The 23,618-nt window shown below is 54.5% G+C and carries 25 protein-coding genes; 10 read left to right on the top strand and 15 right to left on the bottom strand.

All coding sequences use genetic code 11. The features are described 5' to 3' along the window. Positions 1 to 49: 49 nt before the first annotated feature. From KGP21_RS09750 to KGP21_RS09720, 7 genes are all read right to left on the bottom strand, one after another. Complete coding sequence (locus KGP21_RS09750) at positions 50 to 514, bottom strand: DUF1456 family protein (protein ID WP_021180467.1); 465 nt, start codon at positions 512 to 514, stop codon at positions 50 to 52. Between the two features lie 130 nt (positions 515 to 644). Then, positions 645 to 1,532 (bottom strand): phosphonate ABC transporter, permease protein PhnE, encoded by an 888-nt coding sequence (gene phnE, locus KGP21_RS09745; RefSeq protein WP_021805165.1) that lies wholly within the window; start codon positions 1,530 to 1,532, stop codon positions 645 to 647. Next, positions 1,532 to 2,395 (bottom strand): phosphonate ABC transporter, permease protein PhnE, encoded by an 864-nt coding sequence (gene phnE / locus KGP21_RS09740; RefSeq protein WP_223538018.1) that lies wholly within the window; start codon positions 2,393 to 2,395, stop codon positions 1,532 to 1,534. Before phnE (KGP21_RS09740) ends, phnE (KGP21_RS09745) begins: the two co-directional genes overlap by 1 nt. A gap of 99 nt (positions 2,396 to 2,494) precedes the next feature. Beyond that, positions 2,495 to 3,427, bottom strand: coding sequence for a phosphonate ABC transporter substrate-binding protein (gene phnD, locus KGP21_RS09735; protein WP_021805167.1), 933 nt, complete (start codon positions 3,425 to 3,427; stop codon positions 2,495 to 2,497). 37 nt (positions 3,428 to 3,464) lie between these two features. Then, positions 3,465 to 4,298 carry a phosphonate ABC transporter ATP-binding protein gene (phnC, locus tag KGP21_RS09730; protein ID WP_021805168.1) on the bottom strand — a complete coding sequence of 278 codons (834 nt, stop codon included), beginning with the start codon at positions 4,296 to 4,298 and terminating at the stop codon, positions 3,465 to 3,467. 168 nt (positions 4,299 to 4,466) lie between these two features. Beyond that, positions 4,467 to 5,924, bottom strand: coding sequence for a tagaturonate reductase (locus tag KGP21_RS09725; RefSeq protein WP_209555409.1), 1,458 nt, complete (start codon positions 5,922 to 5,924; stop codon positions 4,467 to 4,469). 70 nt (positions 5,925 to 5,994) lie between these two features. After that, positions 5,995 to 7,020: a zinc-binding alcohol dehydrogenase family protein gene (locus KGP21_RS09720; RefSeq protein ID WP_223499138.1), complete on the bottom strand. Its 1,026-nt coding sequence runs from the start codon at positions 7,018 to 7,020 to the stop codon at positions 5,995 to 5,997. A 149-nt stretch (positions 7,021 to 7,169) separates the two neighbouring features. Here KGP21_RS09720 and KGP21_RS09715 point away from each other — a divergent pair, with 149 nt between their 5' ends. Together KGP21_RS09715 and KGP21_RS09710 are read left to right on the top strand one after the other, a co-directional pair. Then, entirely contained in the window at positions 7,170 to 8,075 is a 906-nt protein-coding gene (locus KGP21_RS09715) for a GntR family transcriptional regulator (protein WP_021805171.1), read from the top strand. A gap of 210 nt (positions 8,076 to 8,285) precedes the next feature. After that, positions 8,286 to 9,644 (top strand): MFS transporter, encoded by a 1,359-nt coding sequence (locus KGP21_RS09710; protein WP_037375099.1) that lies wholly within the window; start codon positions 8,286 to 8,288, stop codon positions 9,642 to 9,644. A gap of 36 nt (positions 9,645 to 9,680) precedes the next feature. Here KGP21_RS09710 and trpS read toward each other — a convergent pair whose 3' ends face one another. From trpS to KGP21_RS09690, 4 genes are all read right to left on the bottom strand, one after another. Next, on the bottom strand, positions 9,681 to 10,688 hold the full coding sequence (trpS, locus tag KGP21_RS09705; protein ID WP_094982980.1) for a tryptophan--tRNA ligase: 1,008 nt from the start codon (positions 10,686 to 10,688) through the stop codon (positions 9,681 to 9,683). A 203-nt stretch (positions 10,689 to 10,891) separates the two neighbouring features. After that, a complete protein-coding gene (locus KGP21_RS09700) occupies positions 10,892 to 11,419 on the bottom strand; it encodes a cysteine hydrolase family protein (protein ID WP_021805173.1) in 528 nt (175 codons plus the stop codon). A gap of 46 nt (positions 11,420 to 11,465) precedes the next feature. Beyond that, positions 11,466 to 12,569, bottom strand: coding sequence for a suppressor of fused domain protein (locus KGP21_RS09695; protein WP_223538017.1), 1,104 nt, complete (start codon positions 12,567 to 12,569; stop codon positions 11,466 to 11,468). 126 nt (positions 12,570 to 12,695) lie between these two features. Further along, positions 12,696 to 13,580, bottom strand: a complete 885-nt coding sequence (locus tag KGP21_RS09690; protein WP_094982982.1) for an oxygenase MpaB family protein — start codon at positions 13,578 to 13,580, stop codon at positions 12,696 to 12,698. A 101-nt stretch (positions 13,581 to 13,681) separates the two neighbouring features. Here KGP21_RS09690 and KGP21_RS09685 point away from each other — a divergent pair, with 101 nt between their 5' ends. Further along, the gene (locus tag KGP21_RS09685; protein WP_223538014.1) at positions 13,682 to 14,125 is read left to right on the top strand and encodes an acetyltransferase; all 444 of its coding nucleotides are present in this window, start codon (positions 13,682 to 13,684) and stop codon (positions 14,123 to 14,125) included. A gap of 47 nt (positions 14,126 to 14,172) precedes the next feature. Here the strand turns inward: KGP21_RS09685 and KGP21_RS09680 are convergent, their stop codons facing one another. Beyond that, complete coding sequence (locus tag KGP21_RS09680; protein WP_115159185.1) at positions 14,173 to 14,820, bottom strand: TetR/AcrR family transcriptional regulator; 648 nt, start codon at positions 14,818 to 14,820, stop codon at positions 14,173 to 14,175. A 432-nt stretch (positions 14,821 to 15,252) separates the two neighbouring features. On the opposite strand from KGP21_RS09680, the gene KGP21_RS09675 reads away from it, so the two are divergent. Next, entirely contained in the window at positions 15,253 to 15,510 is a 258-nt protein-coding gene (locus tag KGP21_RS09675) for a YdgH/BhsA/McbA-like domain containing protein (RefSeq protein ID WP_021805178.1), read from the top strand. 51 nt (positions 15,511 to 15,561) lie between these two features. Here KGP21_RS09675 and KGP21_RS09670 read toward each other — a convergent pair whose 3' ends face one another. Further along, positions 15,562 to 16,860 carry an SLC13 family permease gene (locus KGP21_RS09670; RefSeq protein ID WP_179248160.1) on the bottom strand — a complete coding sequence of 433 codons (1,299 nt, stop codon included), beginning with the start codon at positions 16,858 to 16,860 and terminating at the stop codon, positions 15,562 to 15,564. Between the two features lie 247 nt (positions 16,861 to 17,107). Here KGP21_RS09670 and amyA point away from each other — a divergent pair, with 247 nt between their 5' ends. Next, positions 17,108 to 18,598, top strand: coding sequence for an alpha-amylase (amyA, locus tag KGP21_RS09665; RefSeq protein ID WP_094982985.1), 1,491 nt, complete (start codon positions 17,108 to 17,110; stop codon positions 18,596 to 18,598). A gap of 123 nt (positions 18,599 to 18,721) precedes the next feature. Further along, a complete protein-coding gene (locus KGP21_RS09660) occupies positions 18,722 to 19,573 on the top strand; it encodes a PA4780 family RIO1-like protein kinase (RefSeq protein ID WP_021805181.1) in 852 nt (283 codons plus the stop codon). Between the two features lie 202 nt (positions 19,574 to 19,775). Here the strand turns inward: KGP21_RS09660 and KGP21_RS09655 are convergent, their stop codons facing one another. Next, entirely contained in the window at positions 19,776 to 20,240 is a 465-nt protein-coding gene (locus tag KGP21_RS09655; RefSeq protein WP_094982987.1) for an isoprenylcysteine carboxylmethyltransferase family protein, read from the bottom strand. A 76-nt stretch (positions 20,241 to 20,316) separates the two neighbouring features. Between KGP21_RS09655 and KGP21_RS09650 the strand changes: the two genes are divergently transcribed. Further along, positions 20,317 to 21,132, top strand: coding sequence for an AraC family transcriptional regulator (locus tag KGP21_RS09650; RefSeq protein WP_179248161.1), 816 nt, complete (start codon positions 20,317 to 20,319; stop codon positions 21,130 to 21,132). Here the strand turns inward: KGP21_RS09650 and KGP21_RS09645 are convergent. Continuing rightward, the gene (locus KGP21_RS09645) at positions 21,108 to 21,701 is read right to left on the bottom strand and encodes a LysE family translocator (RefSeq protein WP_021805184.1); all 594 of its coding nucleotides are present in this window, start codon (positions 21,699 to 21,701) and stop codon (positions 21,108 to 21,110) included. The two genes, KGP21_RS09650 and KGP21_RS09645, sit on opposite strands and share 25 nt — an antisense overlap. A gap of 231 nt (positions 21,702 to 21,932) precedes the next feature. Between KGP21_RS09645 and yajD the strand changes: the two genes are divergently transcribed. The 3 genes from yajD to KGP21_RS09630 all read left to right on the top strand — a co-directional run bounded on the left by yajD (position 21,933) and on the right by KGP21_RS09630 (position 23,548). Continuing rightward, positions 21,933 to 22,274 carry an HNH nuclease YajD gene (gene yajD, locus KGP21_RS09640; RefSeq protein ID WP_021180444.1) on the top strand — a complete coding sequence of 114 codons (342 nt, stop codon included), beginning with the start codon at positions 21,933 to 21,935 and terminating at the stop codon, positions 22,272 to 22,274. Positions 22,275 to 22,610: 336 nt separating this feature from the next. Next, positions 22,611 to 23,246, top strand: a complete 636-nt coding sequence (locus tag KGP21_RS09635) for a division plane positioning ATPase MipZ (protein WP_021805185.1) — start codon at positions 22,611 to 22,613, stop codon at positions 23,244 to 23,246. Beyond that, positions 23,243 to 23,548 (top strand): hypothetical protein, encoded by a 306-nt coding sequence (locus tag KGP21_RS09630; protein ID WP_021180442.1) that lies wholly within the window; start codon positions 23,243 to 23,245, stop codon positions 23,546 to 23,548. Before KGP21_RS09635 ends, KGP21_RS09630 begins: the two co-directional genes overlap by 4 nt. Positions 23,549 to 23,618 lie beyond the last annotated feature (70 nt).

Below are 23,618 nucleotides of genomic sequence, written 5' to 3'. Positions count from 1 at the left end.
AAAAAAAAAGCGCCCTCAATGAGGACGCCTGATGTCGTGATACGCAGGATTATGCGCCGCGTATGCGCTGGGTCAGCCCTTTCAGGAAGTAGCGCAGCATCTGATCGCCACATGGGCGATAGTTTTTGGTGCCTTCTTTGCGGAACAGCGCGCTCAGCTCAGGCTTGGAGATACGGAATTCCACCGCGGTAAAAATCTGGTGCAGATCGACATCTTTCAGTTCAAACGCCACACGCAGCTTTTTCAGCACCAGGTTGTTGGTGATCGGCAGCTCTACCGCCGGTGCCGGGAATTTATCGTCTTTGCCACGCTTGAAGAACACCAGGCCATTGAGGAAATGCGCCATCACTTCGTCGGGGCAGTTGGCAAAACCCGGCTCGCCTTCCTTGATCATATAGGTCCCCATGGCTGCGACATCGACGTCAAAACCGTCCAGCTTGACGATCTCTACCATCTTCGCGTCATTAATAGCCAGCATGTAGCGCACGCTGCGCAGCACATCATTGTTAATCATGGAATAGCCTTTCGCTTGTCAATCAGGAGAGGCGTGCAGCGCTGCACACCTTGCATGGCGGCAGTATAGGGATCCGGCGGGGGTTTCTCAATGGAATTTCCACGGGCAAACCAGGGTTTACCCGCAGAGGTTAATGATTTTTCGGGTAAAGCGGAATTTCTTCGCCAACGATATATTTGTTACGTAGCATGGCAGAGATCTTGTCCATCAGCATCACGATCACCACCAGGATCAGGGTGATAAACATCACAACGTCCCAGTTCCACAGCCGCATGTTCTCGGCATAGACCAGGCCGATCCCCCCTGCCCCGACAAAACCTAGCACCGCCGCCGAACGGGTATTGGACTCAATCTGATACAGGCTCAGCGCCAGAAAGGTCGGGAAGGATTGAGTGAAAATGCCGTAACGGTGTTTTTGCAGCCCATTGGCACCCACCGCCGTCAGCCCACGGCTTGGGGATTTATCCACCGCTTCGTGGCCTTCGGCATACAGTTTGCCAAGCAGGCCGATATCCTGCATTACGATGGCCAGCACCCCGGCCAGCGGCCCCATACCGACGGCACGCACGAAAATCAGACCCCAGATGGCCATATCGATGCCCCGCAGAATATCCAGCAGACGGCGTACCAGTGTCGCAATTGGCCGTAGAACAGGCGAGGACATCACGTTGCGCGCGGCAAGAAACGACAGCGGTAAAGCCAGCAGCGTTGCCGTAATGGTGCCAGCAAACACGATCGCCAGGGTGATAAAGATCTGTTGGAAATAATAGCCAAACGGCCAGTTGGCAAAGTCGTGCCAGACAAACATGCGCATAAAGTAGCGGCTAATCTGTTGGCAACCGTTGGCAAACTGCGGCCAGGAAATGCCAAACACCAGGAAGAAGAAAACGTAATACAACACAATCGCCACGGTAATCATGCCGAGGGTGCGCAGATAGCGCCCTTGGCGTGAGAAGATTTCCGGGTTCTGCTGCTTGAGCTGCTGCAAATTGGTGGTAGAGATCGGCTGAACGGACATTAGGCTTTCTCCTCGACAACGCGTTTACGTAATTCACCGGAGGCGTAATCCAGCAGCGAAACCACCACGATAATCAGCAGCAGCGTCATGCTGACCTGATCGTAACGGTCGAGTTTGATATTGGTCATCAGTTCCTGACCTATTCCGCCCGCCCCGACCAGGCCGAGGATGGTTGACTGGCGAAAGTTGATTTCCAGCCGCATAAAGCTGTAGGACAGGAAGATCGGTTTGACCTGCGGCCACAGGCCGAAACGCATGCGCTGTAACGGCGTGGCCCCACAGGCGGCCAGCCCGCGCACCGGCTTGTTGGAGGCGGTTTCGATCGATTCATAAAACAGCTTGGTCAGGCTGCCGATGGTGTGCAGCGCCAGCGCCATAAAACCGGGAATGGCACCGATGCCAAACGCCATCACAAACATCACCGCCCAGGCCAGCTCCGGCATGGTGCGCAAGAACGCCACCAGCGTACGAATGGCAAAGCGCAGCGTCGCCGGGCTGTGGGTATTATTGGCCGCCAGAAAGGCCAGCCCGCCCGCCACCAGCACGGAGAGGATGGTGGCCGCCAGCGCCAGCTGTAAGGTTTCCCAAATCAGCGGTAATTGGATATGCAACCGGTAGCCCCAATAGGCGAAGGAGCCTTCGGTATGGCCGTCGGCGAACAGCAGCGGCCAGTGCAGTACCGGGATGGTTTCTGCCAGATAGTCAAAGAAATGGGGGATCGACACCCAGACGGTATGCAGGTTGAACTCGGCAATATTGCCTGCGCCAAGATAAAGCGCTACCAGCCCGAGCGACCAGAGCAAGGTTTCACGCTTCTGCTTACTGCGGATCCGTTGGTAGTAGTGTGCGAAGTCTCTATTCAAAATCGCTTCCAATATTTTATGGCTGGATAAATAGGCCCCTCACCCCAACCCTCTCCCACAGGGAGAGGGTTGGGGTGAGGGGCCGGGAAGCAAGCCGCCTTAGCGGTCGCCCTTGGTCAGCTCACGCTTCATATCGATAATGGTCTGGTATTCCGCCAGCTTGACGTCGCCAATGTGCTGCTTGCCGCCCATCGCCTTGATAAAGCACTGATGGTTGTCGGTATCCAGCTTCTTGATGGCGGTAACCACCTTGGCTTTGAAATCCGCAGGCAGGGAGTTGCTCACCAGGATCGGGCCATTCGGGATCAGCGGCGACTGCCAGATAATGCGGATCTGCTTCATCAAATCCGGATGATCCATACGGATCATGCGGTTGAAGGCTCCGCTGGTATAGCCGGTGTTGTAATCGCCAATCATCGAGGCCCAGGTGACCGCACCTTCAAACTGGCCGTTCAACACGCCGAGTACGTCCTGCTCATGACCACCGGAGAAAGTGACGCTGGAGAAGAAGTCGTTGTATTTGTTATCCGGCGTGCCGCCAAACTGCTTCTTGAACACCTGGTTTGGCACCAGGAAACCGGAGGTCGAATCCGGATCCGCAAAGCCGAAGGATTTCCCTTTCAGGTCTTCCAGCTTTTTGTAAGGGCTGTCGGCTTTCACCACCACCACCGAGTGATATCCGCGTGACTGATCGGTATCATCCACCGCGATCCCCACCAGATCGACGGCCTTGGGATCCTTGATATACACCGAAGCAAACGACGACGGCGACATGCTCAACACCAGATCGATCTTGCCCCCGAGCAGGCCCTGGATCACGCCAGAGTAGTCGGAAGAGTTACGCAGCTTGGTGTCAACGTTCAGCTCTTTATCGAGAAAATCTTTCACACACTGGTTATCGCCAATCTGTTGAGTGGCGTTCTGCCCACCCAGGATCCCCAGGTTCAACTCTTTCGGCGCATCCGCTGCACCTGCATTAAATACCATCATTACGCCGGCCATCATGGTGGTCAGTGTGAATACTTTTTTCATTGCGCATGCCCTGTGTGTAAAGGTGACGTTCAAGTGATTAATGGATCTGATTGGCTTCTTCGCCATACAGTTGCTGCAAAATACGTTCGTTAAGCTGCGACGGGTGGCCGTCGAAAATGATTTTGCCCTGGGCGATACCAATCACCCGGGTGCAGTATTCCCTCACCAGTTCGACCGAGTGCAGGTTCACCATCACCGCGATATCGTTCTCGCTGACTTTCTGTAGCGCATCCATAATGCGGCGGGTGTTTTTCGGATCGAGCGAGGCGACCGGCTCATCGGCCAGCAGAATTTTGGGGTTTTGCATCAGCGCACGGCAGATGGCGACACGCTGCATTTGCCCACCGGACAGGTTCTCGGCACGTTGCAGCGCATGCGGCAGCATATTCAGCCATTGCAGCAGCTCGATTGCCCGCGCACGGTCAGCATCGTCGAACACTTTGAAGAAGGATTTCAGCGTCGAGGTGTGGCTGAGGCGGCCTAGCAGCACGTTGGTGATCACATCCAACCGGGGGACCAGGCAAAAATCCTGGAAGATCATGCCACAGCGGGCGCGCCACTGGCGCATCTGGCGGGCCGAGAGTTGTGCGATATCCTGTGCCACCCCATCGTCCTCAAAATGCAGCATCTCGCCGCAGCTGGAAGGGATGGTGCCGTTAAGCGTATGCAACAGGGTAGATTTACCGGCCCCGGAGCGGCCAATCACTGCCACAAACTCCCCGGCGTGCAGATCAAAATTGATGTCGTCGAGGACACGTTGTTGAGATTGGTAAGCCTTACCCAAGCCTTTTACCGCCAATACCTTGCGTAACGGGATGGGTTGCTGACCTGGATAGTCGGTCGGTGCCAGTTTTAACAGTGCCTGCGCCATATGATTTCTCTGATTTCAGTGGCTAATCTTATGGGCACCTATTAACGAATAACTGTATGACACGCAGATGATGGTTTTATGGCCGGGAAATGACGTTCAACGCCATTTCCCGTGATTGGCAGGATTAAAATAAGCGGGTACTCGCTTTTACTGCGAGCCGATTAATTTTTATCGGCGTTCTACTTCGCTCAATGCCGCACGCATCCCGTGGTCAAGAATGGCTTGCAAATCGGTGGTCACGGCAACAGTCAGCCCAGGAACGGCGTTGAGATTTTGCCCCCAGTGCGCCTCATCGGCCAGCACGTTTTCTACCAACGCCGCGAGCGTCATATCGTGATGTTCTACTCCAGCCCACAACGTTGCGAACCTCGTCAGCCAATGGGCATCATCCTGTAATGCATAGCTACCCGCCTGTCGTTCGCCACGATAGAAGGCCAACAACGCGGCCAAGGCAAAGGTCAGCCGTTTCGGCAGCGCGGCATTTTTCTGTTGGCCTGCCAGTAACTGCGGCAAAATACGCGTGCGGAATTTGGTCATGCCGTTCAGCGCAATCGACAGCAACTGGTGCTGAATAAACGGGTTACGGAAACGGTTCTGTACCGCTTCGGCAAATGGCCGTAACTCTTCCTGCGGCAGATCGAGCACCGGCATAATCTCTTCGGCAATGGTGCGTGCCACATAGCCGCCGATCTGCTCGTCGCTCATGGCCTCGCCCACGGTATTCAAACCGGCCAGGAACGCCACCGGCACCAGCGCCGTATGTGCCCCGTTAAGGATCGCTACCTTGCGTTCTTTATAAGGTTTGATGTCATCGACGATGTGGACATTCAGATCCAACTTATCCAGATGCAGCTCTTGCGCCAGCCACTGTGGGCCCTGGATCACAAACAGATAGAAATGTTCCGCCGTGTCGAGGAAGCTATCTTGATATCCCAACTGCCGTTGCCACTGTTCTACTTCATCGCGTGGGTAGCCCGTGACGATACGATCGACCAGCGTTGAGCAGAAGGTGTTGCAATCGTTCAGCCAATCGGTAAAGGCCTGCGGTAACTGCCATTGCTGCGCGTAGCGCAATACGTACTCTTTCAGCGCTTCGCCGTTGTAGTCGATCAGCTCACACGGCAGCAATACCCAGCCCTTGTCTGTAGCACCGTCAAAATGCCTGAAACGCTCAAACAGCAGCCGTGTCAGCTTGGCCGGGAAACTGGCAGCAGGAGCGTCGGTGAACTTATCGTCCGGTAAATAACCGATCCCCGCTTCGGTGGTGTTGGAGAATACGAAGCGGATCGCCGGATCCCGAGCCAACGCCAGATAGCTGTCGTACTGGTGGTAAACGTTGATTTCCCGATTGACCGAGCGGATCAGGCGCGGCTCGCAAACCGCCTCCCCCTGCTCGTTCAACCCACGGATAATGGTGGTGTAAAGGCCATCCTGAGTATTGAGCGAAGGTGGCTGCTGGCTGTCGATTGGCCGCACCACCACCACGCCGGCATTCAGCCCGGTATGCTGGTTTAGCAGGTCGATTTGCCAATCGACAAAGGCGCGCAGGAAATTACCTTCACCAAACTGGATAATGCGATCGGGATATTGCGCACCAGGAAATTCACTACGATTGAGTTGTTTCATTATTGTTCCTTGCATCCGGCGATCCCCCAGGCTGCAAATTACTCTCGGCAAGATCTGGGGAGTCATCGAGTTAGTTAAAATGAATCACGCCTTTAATCAGCTGTTTATTATTAATGACTTCCGCTTCATAAATATCTGCCAGCGTGGAAAACTCGAATTGATGGGAAAGCATCATCCCGGCAGTGATTTTTCCGGCGGCCATTAAGCGCCCAACCTTGATAAAGTCTTCTTTGGTGGCATTGCGGCTCCCCATCATGGTGGTTTCCTTTTTATGGAATTCCGGATCGGAGAACTGCAGATCGCCCTTGAACAGGCCGACAAACGTAATGCTGCCACCATGGCGGATCAGGTTGACGCTATGGTTCATCGCATGCTGATTGCCGGTGGCATCAATGATTTTTGCCGCCAGCATGCCGGAGAATTGGGCTCTTAAGGCAGCGTCAAACCCGGCGTCTGACGGATCTAACGTGGTTAGCCCAAGCATGTTTTCTACATGGCTTCGGCGCTCTGCGCTGGTATCGGCCACGATCACGGTTGCCCCGTCCGCCTTGGCGATAGCCGCAACCCCCAGGCCAATCGGCCCTGCTCCTACCACCAATAGATGATCGCCCTGCTCGATGGCCGCTCGGCGTACGGCGTGAGCACTGATGGAGAATGGTTCAATCAGCGCCGCCGCTTGGGGCTCAACATCATCCACGGCCAGCAGGTTGCTCACCGGCACGCTTAAAAACTCGCTAAAGCCGCCGTCTTGATGCACGCCAATCACCGAGATATTTTCACAGCAATTGGGCCTGCCGCTGGTGCATGCTCCGCAGTGATGACAGGAGACATAAGGGATCACCGCCACACGCTGGCCGACGCGCAATTCACCAACCTGGCTACCGACGCTGACAATCTCGCCGCATATTTCATGCCCCAGCACCCGCGGGTAGCTGAAGAACGGTTGTTGACCAGACCAGGCGTGGATATCGGTACCGCAAATACCTACCGTCAGTATTTTGAGCACCGCTTCATCCGGCGCAGGCTGCGGTATCGGCCTTTGTTGGTAAACCAGCCGGGTCGGCTCCAGACAAACTAGTGTATTCATTGTGGTCATAATCCCTCCTCCTGTGATGTGGCGCTGTTATCCCGCAAAAAGAACAGGTGCATTGCGCTGATGAGGAGAATTTGTGAGTCAGCACAAATTAAACCGGTTTAAATGGGTTTTAAATACTTAAAAAACATCTAAACCCACAGAGGGATCTCATGAGCAGAACGCAAAACCTCCGCCAGAACGTGGTTAATCAGATGATCGACGGCATCATCAAGGGCCATATCCGCTCACCGCTGCCTTCCCAGGCGGGGCTGGCAGAAATGTATAACATCAGTCGCACCACAGTGCGCCACACGCTAACGCATTTGCATCAACGTGGGGTTCTGGAGAAGGTCAAGGATGATTATGTGATCCTGCGTATGCCGCTGGCAGAAGACGGCTTTGAATGCATGAGCCACTCGTTGGACGAGCAAGGCAAGCTGTTTGAGAAAGCGTTCTATCAGATGATTAACCAAAAGCAACTGCGTGCGGGGGATTCATTCACCGAATTGCAGCTTTCACGCGCGGTTAACGTCAGCCCGGTAGTGGTGCGGGAATTCCTGCTGCGCTTCAGCCGCTTTGACCTTATCGACAACGTACGCCGCGGCCAATGGAGCATGAAAAAGTTTGATCAGAACTATGCCGAGCAGCTGTTTGAACTCCGCCAAATGCTGGAAACCCACGCGCTATCACGCTTTATCAATCTGCCCGCACAGGATAGCCGTTGGTTGCAGGCCAAGGAGTTGTTGAACCGTCATCGCGAGTTGCGCGACACCATCAGCGACAATTATCGGCTGTTCTCTCAGCTGGATCGTGACTTTCATACCCTGATCCTGTCGGCCGCCAACAATCCGTTTTTCAATCAGTCGCTGGAAATCATATCGGTGATCTTTCACTTCCACTATCAATGGGATGAAACCGACCTGAAGCAAAGAAATATTATTGCAATTGAAGAGCATATGGCCATTTTAAGCGCCCTGATCTGCCGCAGCGATCAGGAGGCCGCCCGTGAGCTGCACCGCCATCTTGATACTGCCAAACAGTCGATGATCCGTTCCATCAAACAGGATGCCTGCTGATTTTTATTGATAAAAAACCGATGAAAGCGGGATTTAAAACCGATTAAAAACAGCAAAATCGTAACCGCCGCACGGAACCGGTTAAAAAAAGCACCATGAGACATTTTCGCCGCCTAGGCTCATTGCCGAAAGACATACCGTTGTTAACACCGAACCAGGGCCATGCCCCGGAAGAATAATTATTATTAATACGGAATATAGAGGCGAGTGATGGAAAAGATAACCACCGTGAGCACTGGGAAAGAACCGGCGGACAGTTATTCAGATAGTATTAATCCTATACCTAAAGGTGGCATAGCGGAGCGCTCTGCAAAAATTAAAAAAATCCAGACGACGGCAATGATCCTGTTATTTTTTGCTGCCGTGATTAATTTTCTCGATCGCAGTTCGCTGTCCGTTGCCAACTCCACCATTCGTGAAGAAATGGGGTTGAGCGGTACCGAGATCGGCCTGCTACTTTCCGCCTTTTCGCTGGCCTATGGGATTGCTCAATTACCCTGTGGACCGCTGCTGGATCGCAAAGGTCCGCGTATCATGCTGGGTCTGGGAATGTTTATCTGGTCTGCGTTCCAGACGATGTCGGGCATGATCCACAACTTTACCCAGTTTATCTGGGTGCGTATCGGCCTGGGGATCGGCGAAGCGCCAATGAACCCTTGCGGCGTGAAAGTCATCAACGATTGGTTCAACATCAAAGATCGCGGCATGCCGATGGGGATCTTTAACTCGGCCTCCACCATCGGGTTAGCCATCAGCCCACCCATCCTCACCGCCATGATGCTCGTGTTAGGCTGGCGCGGGATGTTCATCACCATTGGTTTACTGGGCATTGCCTTGTCCATTGGCTGGTACATGCTGTATCGCAACCGTGAAGACATCAAACTCACCGAGCAGGAGCAAAGCTATCTCAACGCCGGTAGCGTGAGCGCGCGCCGTGAACCAATGAACTTCAAAGAGTGGCGATCGCTGTTCAAGAACCGCACCATGTGGGGAATGATGATCGGCTTTAGCGGCATCAACTACACCGCCTGGCTGTATCTGGCCTGGCTGCCGGGCTACCTGCAGACCACCTACCATCTGGATTTGAAAAGTACCGGTATGTTGGCGGCAATCCCGTTCCTGTTTGGTGCGGCGGGCATGCTGTCAAACGGCTTTGTCACCGACTTCCTGGTGCGCCGGGGCATGGCTCCGCTCAAGAGCCGTAAAATCTGTATCGTCGCCGGTATGCTGCTTTCCGCTGGTTTTACCTCCGTCGTGGCACAGGCCACCACCACCTCCAGCGCGGTGGCATTAATCAGTATGGCGCTGTTCTGTATCCACTTTGCCGGTACCTCCTGCTGGGGGCTGATCCACGTGGCGGTCACGTCCCGTATGACCGCCTCGGTGGGCAGCATTCAAAACTTTGCCAGCTTTGTGTTCGCTTCGTTTGCCCCGGTGATCACCGGCTGGATCCTGGATACCACTAATTCATTCAGCCTGGCACTAACCATTTGTTCCTGCGTTACCCTGATCGGGGCGCTGTCTTACGTGTTTATCGTCAAACACCCGATCACCGACAGCGCGGCCTGATCGTCAGACTTCCCCTCTCCAATCGGAGAGGGATACTCAATCCAAGGCAAAAAAATCCAGACCCAGAGCAGACTTGACCTGTGCCAAGGTGCCCTGGGTCACCTGGTTAGCCCGCTGGCTGCCCTCTTTCAGAATGCGCATCAGCTCGCCCTTATCGGCGCTGTACTCCGCCCGCCGGGTGCGAATAGGCTCCAGCAGCGTTTGCAGGCAATCCTCCAGCAGCCGTTTAATCTTCACGTCACCTAACCCGCCCTGACGATAGTGTTCCTTCAGCTGTGCCACCAGCGCCGCATCCTCGCAAAACGCGTCCAGATAGGTGAACACCATATTGCCTTCCACCTGGCCGGGATCGCTGACGTTCAGGTGGTTGGGATCGGTAAACATGCTCATTACCGCCTTGTGCACTTGGTCAGCGCTGGCCCCCAGCATGATGGTATTGCCGCGTGATTTCGACATCTTGCCCTGCCCGTCCAGCCCCGGCAGCCTTCCTACGCGGCTCAGCAACGGCTGGCACTCCACCAGCACCTCGCGATCGACGATACGGTTAAAGCGCCGGACAATCTCGTTGGTCTGCTCCAGCATCGGCAACTGATCTTCGCCGACTGGCACGTGAGTCGCCCCAAACGCGGTGATATCCGCCGCCTGGCTGACCGGGTAAATCAGGAATCCGGCAGGCAGGCTGCGTGAAAAGTCTTTCTCGATGATTTCGCTTTTCACCGTGGGATTACGTTCCAGGCGGGCAACGGTGACCAGATTCAGGTAATACATCGTCAATTCGGCCAGCGCCGGAAGCGCCGATTGCAGACACAGCGTGGTCTTGGCAGGATCGATCCCCACCGCCAGATAATCAGCCACCACGTTTAGCACGTTGGCACTGATTTTTTGCGGATTGCTACCGTTATCGGTCAGCCCTTGCAGATCGGCCACCATCACCGTTTGCTGATGATGATGCTGTAGCTCAACACGTTGGCGCAGTGAACCGACATAATGACCCAAATGCAGTGAACCGGTGGCGCGATCGCCAGTCAGAATGGTGTAACTCATAGCCTTGCTCCTGGAAGTAAACAGACCGCCGGATCAACGCTATAAAAATGCCGCCAAAACCGGCGGCATTAAAAAAGAGGGATGAATACCCGTGCCGCCCTTAGAAAAGGCGCCACCAGCTAAAACAAGATGTGAACTGCGGGAAGATATTCATCCGGCTACGGTACACCCCGCTCAGAACCGCGTCAAGGGCGACATCTAGCTCAGAAACTCACTTCGGCTGTAGGCACGGCGCTGATCGCCACGCCAAAACTCTTGATACTCGACAAGGTAGCATTATGGTGAGCACGGATCTGTAACCCACTGGCGTGGGGTTTGTCGTGGCTGGTATGTGCATCTGCCGCCAGCACCACCGGGTAACCCAGGCCAGCGGCCCGGCGGGTGGTGGTATCGACACAGTATTCCGTGGAATAGCCGCAGATCACCAACTGTGTCACCCCTTCAGCAATCAGCAGCTTGCCCAGATTGGTACGTAAAAAGGAGTCTGGCGTGGTTTTATCAACCCGATGATCCCCCGGTTTTACCTGCAATCCCTGATGGATCTGCCAGGCTGCGCTGCCTGCTGATAGCTCTTCATGAGCTGTCTGATGCTGAATAAAAATCACTGGCACACCAGCCTGCCGGGCACGTTCACTCAGCTGATTAATCCGCGTGAGCACCTGCTCGGCCTCTGCTGGCGGGGGATTAAACAAGCCCTGCTGCACATCGATAACTAACAACGCTGACTTCATAGCTGGCTCCAAAAGCGATCGTTAAATAGACAGTACCCCGCCCTCGTTAAACGAGAGGTTGGCGTGGACGGAAGATATGGTCAACGCCCTGTTCACGCAGCCTTGTGACCAAATCGTGGCCACCGTTGGGCGTGGCCTGCGCCAATTCCCGCTCGGTGGCAAACACCGGGCTGGCCCAGAAAATATTCACCGTATCACCGTATTGTTTAGGCAATACCAAGTGCTCACTGTAGGGGTAAAATGACGAAGAGAGCACATAGCCTTCATAGCCCTGCGGAGCCACCGCCGACGCCAGCGTATGCCCTTCGCCAAACCAGGTGATGTTCGCCCAGGGCACATGGGCAAATCCCGCTAACGCGCTGGCCATCTGCACCGCGTTTTCTTCGGTCATAAACTGCCCATCAATGGCTATCGCCATCTCCATCCGGCGGAACCTGGCGACATCGTCGTTGAACAGAATCTCTACCCACGGCATAGGCCGGATGCTGGCCCCCATGGTCAGGAAATAGTAAACCCCGTCGCGCTCATGCTGGGTGATGGCCATCGGCGGCCATTTGCCCTGATCGATAGCGTAATACTTCACCGAAGGGCCAAAGTGTTGTTCGTACAGTGCCTGGTAATCACTCTGCATTTTTGGCCAGGGATTCCCCTCTTCCCGCTGCCAGCTACGCCAGAACTGCCGGGTATTTTCCGCCAGCGCATATTGCGTATTGGTAGATGCGGAACCCAGCGGATAGGCCAATGGATTCTCTTTGATGCAGCTTGCCGAATAGCAGACCGAGTGATCGATGTATAAACTCCAGCCAGGGATCACTGCTAGCAGTTGCCCGTGATACCACAGGGCAGCCCCGTCGTCGCTTTCCGTCCAGATCACCATCAGCCCGGCGGGGTCCAATGGCGCTTCGCCTTCCAGATTACGGCAAAACTCGGCCGCCAACATGGGGGGAAGACCGGCTTCCATAGCGGCGAGATCTTCCTGCTGCGGAGCCGTAGTCAGGTTGCGCAGCCAACAGGCACGTACCTGAAAACGTTCACTGTATTCTTCCGTTGGGTAGATATAAAAATAGGCGGCCCGGCTATCTTGCTGAACCACCGCGACCAGCGTTTGATTCTCGTTATTCACTTCAGCAAGTACGTTTGACTGGTTCATATCACCTCAAGGGGTTGCTGGCGCACAAATAGGCTGCACGCTAAAAATAGAATATTTCTCTGGGCCAATGTAGAACGCATCATCAATCGGGATCACGGGCAATAGTCTCAAAAGTGGCAGCGCTGGCTAACATTGCGCTGAAGCGCTCTTATTCATACGCCGCATCGCCCGATGGTAGGAGCCATTGCGTACCGAAGCCCGCAGCACCCGCCCAACACCGCCAACGCCAATACGTACGCACCGCCGCCGGGTCACTCCAGGGGTAAATCCCAACTGTTGCTGCGCCCAGTCCGGCAACAGATCGATCCCTGCCTGCATCACCAAAGCGCCGAACGGCCGCGCCAGCGTGCTGGGAGCCGGGGCTGCCAGCAGAATGCGCGCCACTTCCAGCGTGCGCTCATCGCAGACCAACTGCGGGCGCATCTGTTGCAGATAATCGTCAACCGCCGCACAGGATTTTGGGACATCGCGCGCGCCCAAGGCTTCCGCGACGCGAGCCGCTTCACGGTAGTAGGTATCCTGTTGAGCGAGAGACAGATGTGGATTGCGGTAACGCAGGTGCGATGCCAGGAAACGGCTGCTTTCGGCGACATGGACCCAGGTGAGCAGATGCGGATCGCTGGCGGCATATGGCTGGCCGTTATTGTCGGTGCCGTTGACCTGTAAATGGATGGCTTTGACTTTGGCGATCAGGCGTTGCGCCTCTGCACTGGGGCCAAACGTGGTGACAGAGATAAACTGGCTGGTACGACGCAGGCGCCCCAGCATATCCTCGCGGAAGTTGGAATGATCCCACACGCCCGCCAAGGCCAACGGGTGCAGCATCTGCAATAGCAGCGCACTGACGCCGCCGCAAAGCATAGAGGTGAAGTCACCATGCACTTGCCAGGTGACCGACTGCGGGCCAAACAGCCCCGGATCGCCAGCCGGATTTTCAAAATCAATCCCGCCGAGTGCCAGCCCGGTCAGGCTGAGCACCTGTTTCTCTATCGCTGCGCGTATCACTTCCATCCCCCTGTCCACGGCCTATGACGCAGTTTATCATAGTGAGGGGCTGAGTCTGCGCAACTCGCTATGTTGATAGCTTACTTGATAATAGATTGAGAATTTCGATGATAACAATAAGAACCCGCATGGCTGCGGATAACGCGCAGCTAGTAGAAATCTGGCAGCGTTCGGTGCGCGCCACCCATCACTTCCTGGCCGAAGAGGATATTGCGCGCCTGTATCCGCTGATACTCAACGACTATCTCCCGGCGGTCAGCGTCTGGGTTGCCGAAGATGTTGCCGGGCAGCTATGCGGTTTTATCGGCCTGGATGGCAACAAAGTGGAAATGCTGTTTATTGATGCCGATCGGCGTGGCGAAGGTATTGGCAAGGCCCTGCTGGCTGAGGTTGAGCCCATGCATCAGGAACTGCTGCTGGACGTCAACGAGCAGAATCCGCAGGCATTGGCGTTTTATCAGCATTACGGTTTTGTGGTGACGGGCCGCAGCGAGCTGGATGGCCAAGGCAAGCCTTTTCCATTACTGCATATGATGCGGACAGCGCGGTAAAAACGGGCCCCTTTCCCGCAATGAGAGAGGGGCTGTCTAGCGGCAGATCAAACTTTGTTACCCACCTGGCTCAAACGCGGCCACACCATCATGGTGGTCTCCAGCAGCCGCAGCAGATCTTCACGGCTGGCCCCTTCACGCGCCTGGGCGGACATGCCTTCAATCAGGCAAATAATATATTTCGCCAACAAGGCTGTATCGGTGCGAGCCAGCAATTCCCCTTGCTGCACCTTACGGTCAAAGCAGGCTTTCAGGCTGGTTTCCTGCGCAAAATGCTTGTTGCGCAGCATCTCGGCCAGATCGTTTGAGGAGGAGGACAAGGCGGCGTTGGCACAAACCATAAAACAGCCGCTGGGGTTTTCCGGATCGGTAAATACCTCTGCCGAGGTGCGCAGATAGGCTTCGACGATATCGGCGATCGGTAACTCCTGGGCCAGCAGGCGGTTGTAACATTCCACGTAGCGGCTCAGATAGCGCTCAACCGCGGCGCGAAACAGCCCCTCTTTGTTACCAAACTCCGCATACAGCGTCGGCGCTTTAGCCCCGGTCGCCTCCACCAGATCGGCCAACGAGGTGGAATCATAGCCATGGCGCCAGAACAGCTCAAGCGCCTGCTCAACGGCCTGTTCGCGATCAAACTGCTTCGGCCTGCCGCGTGATTTCTTCGCGCATGCGTCTTCATTATTGATACTCATAGCCCCTCACTTTCCCGGTGGCCCAACTCGGGCGCAATAAATAAATTATCGATCGGTACAAAAAATAGTACGCCGCCGATGATAAGCGAGCAACTTTTAATTAGCGATCGGTAAGCAATGCGGCCAATGGCGCTCCTTACCGGGAAAAAAATAGCATCCAATCCGGGTTGCGTCTGGCTACAAAGCAGGCGAAAGCTATCACCAAATAAAGATAAAGACATTAATTAACAATAATTTATATTGAAATAATGCCATAAACCCCCTTACCTGGCAGCTTACGGCTTAAGTGGAATAGCACGAATTAATTAACGACCACTAAAAAAACATTTGCAATCGCTCGGGCAGGAGCCTAACATTAAGTTATCGACCGTTAAGTAATTAAACGGGCTAACACAAAAATTTTTATTGCTCATCTAGAGATAGGAAACCATTATGAAAAACCTGAAAATGACCCTCGCCGCCATCGCACTAGCTTCTGTCTCTTTCGGTAGCTTCGCCGCAGAGTTGGTCAGCAGCCAACCGGCCGATCTGCAACAATCCGGCGTGATCACCGTGAGTGGCGCTTCTGACCTGTCATCGCTGGAAAATAAACTGGCGGCAAAAGCGGATGCAGCCGGCGCCAAATCCTTCCAGATCATCGCAACAACCGGTAGCAATAAACTGCACGGCACCGCGATTATCTATAACTAATCGTTCAACGGTTTTATGCAAAGAGGCGGCCCTAGTGCCGCCTTTTGCTCGTCAGCCAAACCAGCCCAATAACCCGAACCACAGATAATCCAACGGTACCAACAGCCCAAAGGTGAACAGGGCCAGCAGCAGACACAGTTTCAGTCCTTCGCGCGGAGGAACTTTCCCCATCCCCATTGCCACCACAATCGGTGATGCCTGATACGGCAGCAGCGGCGTGGCATAGCCAATCACCTGAGTCATCAGTACCGTGGTTAGCGGTAGGCCGCTCCCCTCTGACAAAACCTGCGCCAGCGGCGTGAACAGCGCGGGTACGCCATTGGCCGTCACCACAAAATTCAACAGCGTCGTAATACCGATCAACATGCCAAAAGCGGTAAATGGCCGATCCTGGGTTTGCGGTATGACGTTCAGCAATGCATTGCCTAACCAATCCCCCAACCCGGAGTGGCTCACTAAAGCCGTCAACCCAAGGATCCCCGCCACATAGAGACAGGTGCGGATGTTGACACCGGCCGCAAACTGCTCACCCGTCAGAAAACCAATACGCGGCAACAGGCAAACGCAGGCGGCAGCCAACCCCACCCAGGCGGGAGCGATGCCGTGCCAGCTATCGGTGATCCACAACAGCACCGTGATCAGCAACAGCGCGATCAACCGCCATTCGGCCACGCTAAGAGCACTCTGCTCAATAGTTTTTTCCACCGGCTGTGGTTTGGCGCGGAACAGCCAGCAGATGCATAACGTGAGCAACGCGCCTTTTGCCAACCCCAGGATCGGCGCATGTAGCAACAAGTAGGACAGATAGGTGAAATGAACACCGTAGGCACTTTCTGCCGCCCCGCTCATCACCAGATTAGGCACGTTGGCCGGCAAAATGCTGGCCGAAAGCTGGAAGGTGCCAAACCCCACCGCTAACGCCAGGCCATAGCGGCCACGCGAGCCTTCCGCCAATCCGGCACGTTCGGCTAACGCCATGATAATCGGCATCAGCAGGGTTATACGCCCCATGTTCGACGGCATGACAAAGGCCAGCGCATAGCTGATGGCCACCACGCCGCCAACCAGCCGTGGCCAGGAACCGGCCAGTAGCGGCAAAATACGGTTGGCCAACCGATCGGCCAGCCCCGTAGAACGAATGGCCGTTCCCAGCACAAAGCCGCTCAATACCAGCCAGAATGCCGATGAGGCAAAGCCGGAAAACACCACGGCCGTCGGCGCTAGCTGCAACACCATTACCGCAGCAAAAAACAGCAGCGCAACCAGATACTCCGGCAAACGCGACGTTGCCCATAAGGCGATCACCACCAAAGTCACCAGCGCGGAAACGCCCATCGGGTAATCCATCATCCCCACTCCCTGTCATCGTTAGCTTTTTGTTATCAACTGGTTATATCTTCACATAACGCAAACGCCCGAACGGTGAAACGGCTCACAGTTCACGGGCGGCGGGTAAATTGGCCATACTCTCCCCGCGCCAAGAGGCTACTCTGCTTACAGGCTGGCGCCACGTATTTTCCCTTTTGCCAAAAGTGGCCCATGCTTAGAGGGGCCGAGCATTTGGCACACGTTTACTGACGAACCGGGGTACTGACTGATGACGAAAAAGACCACGCTGTTACAGTTTTTCCATTGGTACTACCCGGATGGCGGCAAGCTATGGCAGGAAGTCGCCGAGCGTGCCCCTGCCCTGGCCGAACTAGGTGTGACCGATCTATGGCTGCCACCAGCCTATAAAGGGGCTGCGGGTGGCTATTCGGTGGGGTATGACAGCTACGATCTGTTCGATCTGGGGGAGTTTGATCAAAAAGGTACCCGCGCCACCAAATACGGCGACAAAGAGGCGTTGATACAGGCCGTTAATAGCCTGCGCGAACACCAGATCCGGGTGCTCTATGACGTGGTGTTCAACCACAAGATTGGCGCCGATGAAAAAGAGCAGGTGCACGTCTATAAGGTAGATGAAGATAACCGTAACGATATCGCAGAAGTTGGCATCGACGCGTTAGCCTACACTCGCTTCACTTTCCCAGGACGGCAAGGAGCCTATTCCAAATTTATCTGGGACTACACCTGCTTTAGCGGCGTCGATTATATCGAGCAACCGGATGACAAAGGCATCTTCAAAATTGCCAATGACTACGGCGAAGAGGGGTGGAACGATCAGGTTGACGACGAAAATGGCAACTTTGACTATTTGATGGGCGCTAACGTGGAGTTTCGTAACCACGCCGTCGTCGAGGAGCTAAAATACTGGGCACGCTGGTTGATGGAAATCCTGCCTTGCGACGGGTTCCGGTTGGATGCCACCAAACATATCCCAGCCTGGTTCTTTAAAGACTGGGCAGATCACGTGCGCGATGCGGCACAGCGCGATCTGTTTATCGTGGCCGAATACTGGTCACACGATCTGGCGGCATTACAACAGTATTTAGCACGGGTCGATGGTAAAGTAATGCTGTTCGACGTGCCGCTACAGCTGAAATTCCATCTGGCGTCAAAACAGGGCGATAGTTACGATATGTCGCAGCTGTTTACCGATACGCTGGTCGCCGTCGATCCTGCCCATGCGGTAACTCTGGTGGCAAACCATGATACTCAGCCGTTGCAATCGCTCGAAGCGCCGGTCGAACCCTGGTTCAAACCGCTGGCCTACGCCCTGATCCTGCTGCGTGAACAAGGCGTTCCTTGCCTGTTTTACCCGGATCTGTACGGTGCCAGCTATAGCGATCAAGGTGATGACGGCCAGGAATACCAGATTGACATGCCGGTGATTGCCGAACTGGAGAAACTGATCCAGGCGCGTCAACGCTTTGCCAACGGCGAACAGCACGACTATTTTGACGATCCGCACTGCATCGCCTTCAGCCGCAGTGGCACTGCCGAGCAACCGGGTTGCGTGGTGGTGATGACCAACGGGGCCGAAAGCAGTAAAACCGTCGCACTGGGCGAAAATTTTGCGCATAAATCCTGGCGTGACTTCCTCGGCAACCGCGAGGACGATATCATGACGGATGAGCACGGCAGTGCAGCCTTCCCGGTCAACGGCGGCAGCGTTAGCGTCTGGGTCATGGCCGAAGCAGAGTAAGGACCGCCGGGGAGGCAATGTACCACCCCGGCGGCAAAACCCATTTTTGCCTTTTTGGTCTGATTTTTCATTATGACCATAAGCAAATATTCACAGCGGAGCCTAAATAGGGTACAAGGCTGCATGAAAATTCCAAAACGACTCCAGCCATTGGTAGATGATGGTTTAATCGACGACGTCATCCGCCGTTTGAAAAGTGGCAAAGAAGCCGACGTATTTATCGTGCGTTGCGGTAAAGAGATCCGCTGCGCCAAAGTGTACAAAGAAGCCGATAAACGCAACTTCAAGCAGGCCGTGAACTACCAGGAAGGCCGCAAGGTGCGCAATAGCCGCGACGCTCGCGCCATGAGTAAAGGCTCCAAATTTGGCCGCCAACAGCAGGAAGAGGCCTGGCAAAATACCGAAGTGGACGCGCTATACCTGCTGGCTAAGGCTGGCGTGCGTGTGCCACAGCCGGATATCTGCCTGGACGGTGTATTGCTGATGGAGCTGATCACCGATGAAGAAGGGCTGGTAGCCCCACGCCTGAGCGACGTCACCTTAACGCCGGAACAGGCGTTGAACGATCACGCCTTGATGATGAACTATGCCGTACGCATGCTCTGTGTTGGGCTGGTTCACGGCGATCTGTCAGAGTTCAACGTGCTGATGGATAAAGACGGGCCGGTGATTATCGATCTGCCGCAGGTGGTAGATGCCGCCGCCAACAACCACGCTAAAAGCATGTTTGAGCGCGATATCAACAATATGACTCACTACTACGGCCAGTATGCGCCGCAGTTGCTGGGCAGCAAGTATGCCAAAGAGATTTGGGCGCTGTACCAGGAAGGCAACCTGACGCCGGAGACGGAGTTGACCGGTAAGTTTGTTGAAACCAGCAAGCGGGCCGACGTTGACTCGGTGCTGGAAGAGATCCAGGCGGCCAGTGATGAGCACCAGCGGCAACTGATGGCGCGTAACGAAGAAGAAGATTGATATTCAGCATCAAAATGACCCCTCACCCTAACCCTCTCCCACAGGGAGAGGGGACCGATCGAGTTCGCTATCAGTATAGAAATTTATCTAATCACGGCACTAAATCAGCTCTCTGTTGCAGTGAAATAGCTTGTTCGCAGTACCTGACGACAACGCAGAATCAGCTCCCTCTCCCTGTGGGAGAGGGTTGGGGTGAGGGGCCTCAAAGCCAACGCCTTACCCGCCGGCAAAACGCCTCGTAGTCTTGGCCAAAGTTGGTAAGTAGGAACGCCTCTTCGCGCGGGATCTGCACACGATCCAGGTAGGCAAAAAACAGCCCCCACCATAACCAGACGCCGATACCGCCCAGCAATAGCCCCCAGGCCGCCAACAGCAGGATCTGCCCCAGATACACCGGATTACGGCTGAAACGGAAAACTCCGTTAACCAGCAACGCGCTGACCCGCTGAAATTTTTGTGGATGCAACGTGGTGCCAGCCCGGTGAAAAGCATAACTGGCACTAAACATAATCATCACAGAAGATACCGCCAATACGCCTGCGGCCAAGAGAATAAGCAGGTTATCTTGCCAGTCCCCCTCGGTTAGCCAGCGGGTTGCCGCCATCCCCGCAGCACAAACTGCCATCACTACCGGCGGCAAAGCCAGCCGCTGCAACCACGCTACCATTTTTTGTTCCCTCTCGACCACACAATGCAATTTGAGCTATAACAAGCTCTCCCTGTAATAACGCCAGAGAAAAACAATGAGCCAATATGCCCCACAATTCTGGCGCGATGAACGCCTGCCGTTCGTTGAGGCCCGTCACGTCGAAGATGGCCGCAAGCTTTGTTATGCACTACACAGCCACGAGTTTTTCTGTATTGGCACCATCACCGCCGGTACCAGCACCTATGTTAGCGGCGATCAGCATCTCCAGGTTAACACCGGTGACGTGGTGATCATCAACCCGCAACAGACGCACGGCTGCAACCCCATTGGTGACCAGCGTTGGGCCTATACCATGTTTTATATCGACCAGCACTGGTTGGCAACGCTACAACAGGACTCTGACGCAGGCTTCGTGCCGTTCAAGCAGATTATGAGCCAGGATAAGACACTATTTAACGGTCTGAATCAGCTGTATGGGGTACTGACCGATCCGCTCTGTTGCCATCTGGAAAAGCAGATTGCCCTGGTGGATTACTTCAGTAACCTGCCACAGTTACTCGGCGAATCTCCGGTTCCACAGCAGGATATGACCCCTAAATTGGAAATAGCTGCGGCGTTTATCCGCACTCATTGTACCCAGTCGCTGACGTTAGAGGCGATCTGCCAAGCATCGGCCCTCTCCCCTTCTTACCTGATCCGCGCATTCAAGAAGCGCTATGGTATGACGCCTCATGCCTACCTGGTCAATCAACGCGTCCAGCACGGCCAGCGGCTACTGAAACAGGGCTTCTCGATTGCCGCCGCCGCCAACGAAAGCGGGTTTGCCGATCAGGCGCACTTTCAGCGCACCTTCAAACAGCTGCTGGCAGCCACCCCCGGCCAGTATCAGATCCCCTCGGCCAGCAAGTAACAGGCGCTGAACGCCAGCAGCAGCGCCATCAAGCGGTTAAAGCGCCGCAGATTGTGCGCCCGTTGCAACAAGCTGCTCAGCATAGCTCCGGCGTAGGCCCAACAGGCTATCGACAGGTAGCAAATCACAAAATAGAGCCCGGCAAATTGCCACAGCAGCCGCATCTCCCCATCACCGACAAAGGCCCCCATGCTGGCGACAGAAGCTAACCAGGCCTTGGGGTTCAGCAATTGCAGCAAGGCACCATACCAATAAGAAGGGGTTTGCTGCCGATTGCCTTGGCTCAGTGTCCCGTCATCCGCTGCAAGCTGATAGGCCATATAGAGCAGAAAAGCCACGCCAGCCCAAAGGATCACGGTAGTCAGCCCCGGCCATAAGGTAAGCACTTCATGCATTCCCAAACCAACCGACACCAGTAATAACGTGAAACCCAAGGTCGCACCGGTCACATGCCGCAGGCTGGTCGTAAAACCAAACTGCGCGCCACAGCTCAGTGCCACGATGTTCACCGGACCTGGGGTAATGGATGAAGCCAACGCGAAGGCGGCCATAGAGAGGTAAAGCGTCATAGTCAGCACCTGTAGAAGATAATTACAGGTGCCAGCGTGCCGGGTTACAGCGGGAGAGTATTGAACAAAATTGCCCTGCTTCTTCACCTTGATTTTCAGGGAAAGCGTTCAAACTCATAAGACTTGGCGCCGGGAACGGCATCTCTTGATCATCGGGTGCAGATTGCGCGATCTCCTAGCGGTTTGTGGTAATATTGAGCGCAATATCATTCTGATCCTGTAGGTGCCCACATGGCATACATTCCAAAAAACTACGCGAGACTGGAAACCGGTTACCGCGAAAAAGCACTGAAAATCTTCCCGTGGGTCTGCGGGCGCTGTTCACGCGAATTTGTTTACTCCAACCTGCGTGAATTGACGGTGCATCACATCGATCATGACCACAGCAACAACCCGGAAGACGGTAGCAACTGGGAAATGTTGTGCCTGTACTGCCACGATCATGAGCACTCAAAGTACACCGAAGCCGATCAGTATGGCTCCACAGTGGTGGCAGGTGAAGATGCGCAGAAAGACGTAGGGTTAGCCACACATAACCCCTTCGCCAATCTGAAAAACATGATGAAAAAGTAGCGTTATTCCCCAAGCGGGGCCGCAGCATGCATGCGGTTCCGCCACATCCCTACCTTAATGACTTCACAAAACACCAACCTGTTAAGCTATTAACTTAGTTAAATTCAACGCTCATTTTAGCCCTTTTTCTCAGCCAATAACTCACTAAGCTAGTAAGTTACTAAACAAACAAACCCACAAGTTAAGACTTTCGCTACTTGGCAAGCCACGGCCAATGGGGCATATTGTCGTGATACGCACTTGTTAACTCATTTAACTACCAACCTAGCAAGCGCATTAACTTATTAAGTTAGCTAATTGATAAGTTATCTGCTTGGCAACTTGAGAGATGGCAACATGATTGTTTTGATTGGTTCGCAGAAAGGCGGCGTCGGCAAATCGACCATGGCGGTAAACATCGCCGGATATCTGATCCTGCAACAGAAGAAAACGGCCATTATCGTCGATGCTGACGATCAGAAATCCATCATGACCTGGTTCAACGACCGTCAGAATGTTGAAGGGCTTCCGCAGATCCCGGTGGTGGCAGCCTCAGGCAAGATTAAAGAAACCCTGCTGGAACTGAACCGCCACTACGACTATGTGATTGTCGATACCGCTGGCCGCGACAGCGCAGAATTACGCTCCGGGCTGCTGGCCGCCGATCTGTTTATCTCCCCGTTGCGCCCTTCGCAGATGGACCTGGATACTATCGGCTACCTGTCCGAAATGTTCTCCACCGCCCAGGAATACAATGAAAAGGTAAAAGGCCACATTGTGCTCAACCTGTGCCCAACCAATATCTTCATTAACGAAGCCAACGAAGCGGCCGAAGTGCTAAGCGAATATCCGGAACTGAAGTTGGTGAGCAACCGCCTGTGCGATCGCAAAATTTATCGCGATGCCTGGGGCGAAGCGCTAACCGTACATGAAGCGCACAATGAAAAAGCGCAGCACGAAATCGAAAGCCTGGTAACAGAGGTGATCCTGTGAAAAAACGTACGCCAACCCACCGCATGTCGGAAGATGAATTTATCAACAGCGCCACTTCGCATACGTTGATTGTTCCCGCCCCTCCAGCCGTTGCCGAAAAGCCCCAGGGCCGTAAGCGCATTTATAAAGCGCTGTCCGTCAGCCTGACGGATAACCACGTGGAGATGATCGACGAAGTGATCGGTCATGCGGCGCGTAACGGCATCGTGCGCATCACCCGTTCTGATGTGATCAAGTTGGCCATCGACACTTTGGCCGACAAGAGCGAGGCGCAGTTGCTGGCCTTGCTAAAGAAGATTTGATCAACTCAATAACTCGCCAGCTTAACAAGTTAACAAACGAGTAAGCTGGCAAGATTAATAAGCAAGTTAC

This window comes from Serratia sp. JSRIV004 (assembly GCF_019968705.1).
In the GTDB taxonomy this organism is placed as follows: domain Bacteria; phylum Pseudomonadota; class Gammaproteobacteria; order Enterobacterales; family Enterobacteriaceae; genus Chania; species Chania fonticola_B.
This window is presented reverse-complemented; position numbering and strand designations above follow the sequence as displayed.

What these genes read in the sequence shown, in the direction of transcription:
- KGP21_RS09670 (WP_179248160.1), bottom strand. Translation starts at nt 16,860, where the DNA reads ATGATGGATTACCCGATGGGCGTTTCCGCGCTGGTGACTTTGGTGGTG.
- KGP21_RS09715 (WP_021805171.1), top strand. Translation starts at nt 7,170, where the DNA reads ATGAGCAGAACGCAAAACCTCCGCCAGAACGTGGTTAATCAGATGATC.
- KGP21_RS09750 (WP_021180467.1), bottom strand. Translation starts at nt 514, where the DNA reads ATGATTAACAATGATGTGCTGCGCAGCGTGCGCTACATGCTGGCTATT.
- KGP21_RS09650 (WP_179248161.1), top strand. Translation starts at nt 20,317, where the DNA reads ATGAGCCAATATGCCCCACAATTCTGGCGCGATGAACGCCTGCCGTTC.
- KGP21_RS09660 (WP_021805181.1), top strand. Translation starts at nt 18,722, where the DNA reads ATGAAAATTCCAAAACGACTCCAGCCATTGGTAGATGATGGTTTAATC.
- KGP21_RS09720 (WP_223499138.1), bottom strand. Translation starts at nt 7,020, where the DNA reads ATGACCACAATGAATACACTAGTTTGTCTGGAGCCGACCCGGCTGGTT.
- phnD (WP_021805167.1), bottom strand. Translation starts at nt 3,427, where the DNA reads ATGAAAAAAGTATTCACACTGACCACCATGATGGCCGGCGTAATGATG.
- KGP21_RS09685 (WP_223538014.1), top strand. Translation starts at nt 13,682, where the DNA reads ATGATAACAATAAGAACCCGCATGGCTGCGGATAACGCGCAGCTAGTA.
- KGP21_RS09690 (WP_094982982.1), bottom strand. Translation starts at nt 13,580, where the DNA reads ATGGAAGTGATACGCGCAGCGATAGAGAAACAGGTGCTCAGCCTGACC.
- KGP21_RS09655 (WP_094982987.1), bottom strand. Translation starts at nt 20,240, where the DNA reads ATGGTAGCGTGGTTGCAGCGGCTGGCTTTGCCGCCGGTAGTGATGGCA.
- KGP21_RS09725 (WP_209555409.1), bottom strand. Translation starts at nt 5,924, where the DNA reads ATGAAACAACTCAATCGTAGTGAATTTCCTGGTGCGCAATATCCCGAT.
- KGP21_RS09710 (WP_037375099.1), top strand. Translation starts at nt 8,286, where the DNA reads ATGGAAAAGATAACCACCGTGAGCACTGGGAAAGAACCGGCGGACAGT.
- amyA (WP_094982985.1), top strand. Translation starts at nt 17,108, where the DNA reads ATGACGAAAAAGACCACGCTGTTACAGTTTTTCCATTGGTACTACCCG.
- KGP21_RS09695 (WP_223538017.1), bottom strand. Translation starts at nt 12,569, where the DNA reads ATGAACCAGTCAAACGTACTTGCTGAAGTGAATAACGAGAATCAAACG.
- trpS (WP_094982980.1), bottom strand. Translation starts at nt 10,688, where the DNA reads ATGAGTTACACCATTCTGACTGGCGATCGCGCCACCGGTTCACTGCAT.
- KGP21_RS09645 (WP_021805184.1), bottom strand. Translation starts at nt 21,701, where the DNA reads ATGACGCTTTACCTCTCTATGGCCGCCTTCGCGTTGGCTTCATCCATT.
- KGP21_RS09700 (WP_021805173.1), bottom strand. Translation starts at nt 11,419, where the DNA reads ATGAAGTCAGCGTTGTTAGTTATCGATGTGCAGCAGGGCTTGTTTAAT.
- KGP21_RS09675 (WP_021805178.1), top strand. Translation starts at nt 15,253, where the DNA reads ATGAAAAACCTGAAAATGACCCTCGCCGCCATCGCACTAGCTTCTGTC.
- phnE (WP_021805165.1), bottom strand. Translation starts at nt 1,532, where the DNA reads ATGTCCGTTCAGCCGATCTCTACCACCAATTTGCAGCAGCTCAAGCAG.
- yajD (WP_021180444.1), top strand. Translation starts at nt 21,933, where the DNA reads ATGGCATACATTCCAAAAAACTACGCGAGACTGGAAACCGGTTACCGC.
- phnC (WP_021805168.1), bottom strand. Translation starts at nt 4,298, where the DNA reads ATGGCGCAGGCACTGTTAAAACTGGCACCGACCGACTATCCAGGTCAG.
- KGP21_RS09635 (WP_021805185.1), top strand. Translation starts at nt 22,611, where the DNA reads ATGATTGTTTTGATTGGTTCGCAGAAAGGCGGCGTCGGCAAATCGACC.
- KGP21_RS09680 (WP_115159185.1), bottom strand. Translation starts at nt 14,820, where the DNA reads ATGAGTATCAATAATGAAGACGCATGCGCGAAGAAATCACGCGGCAGG.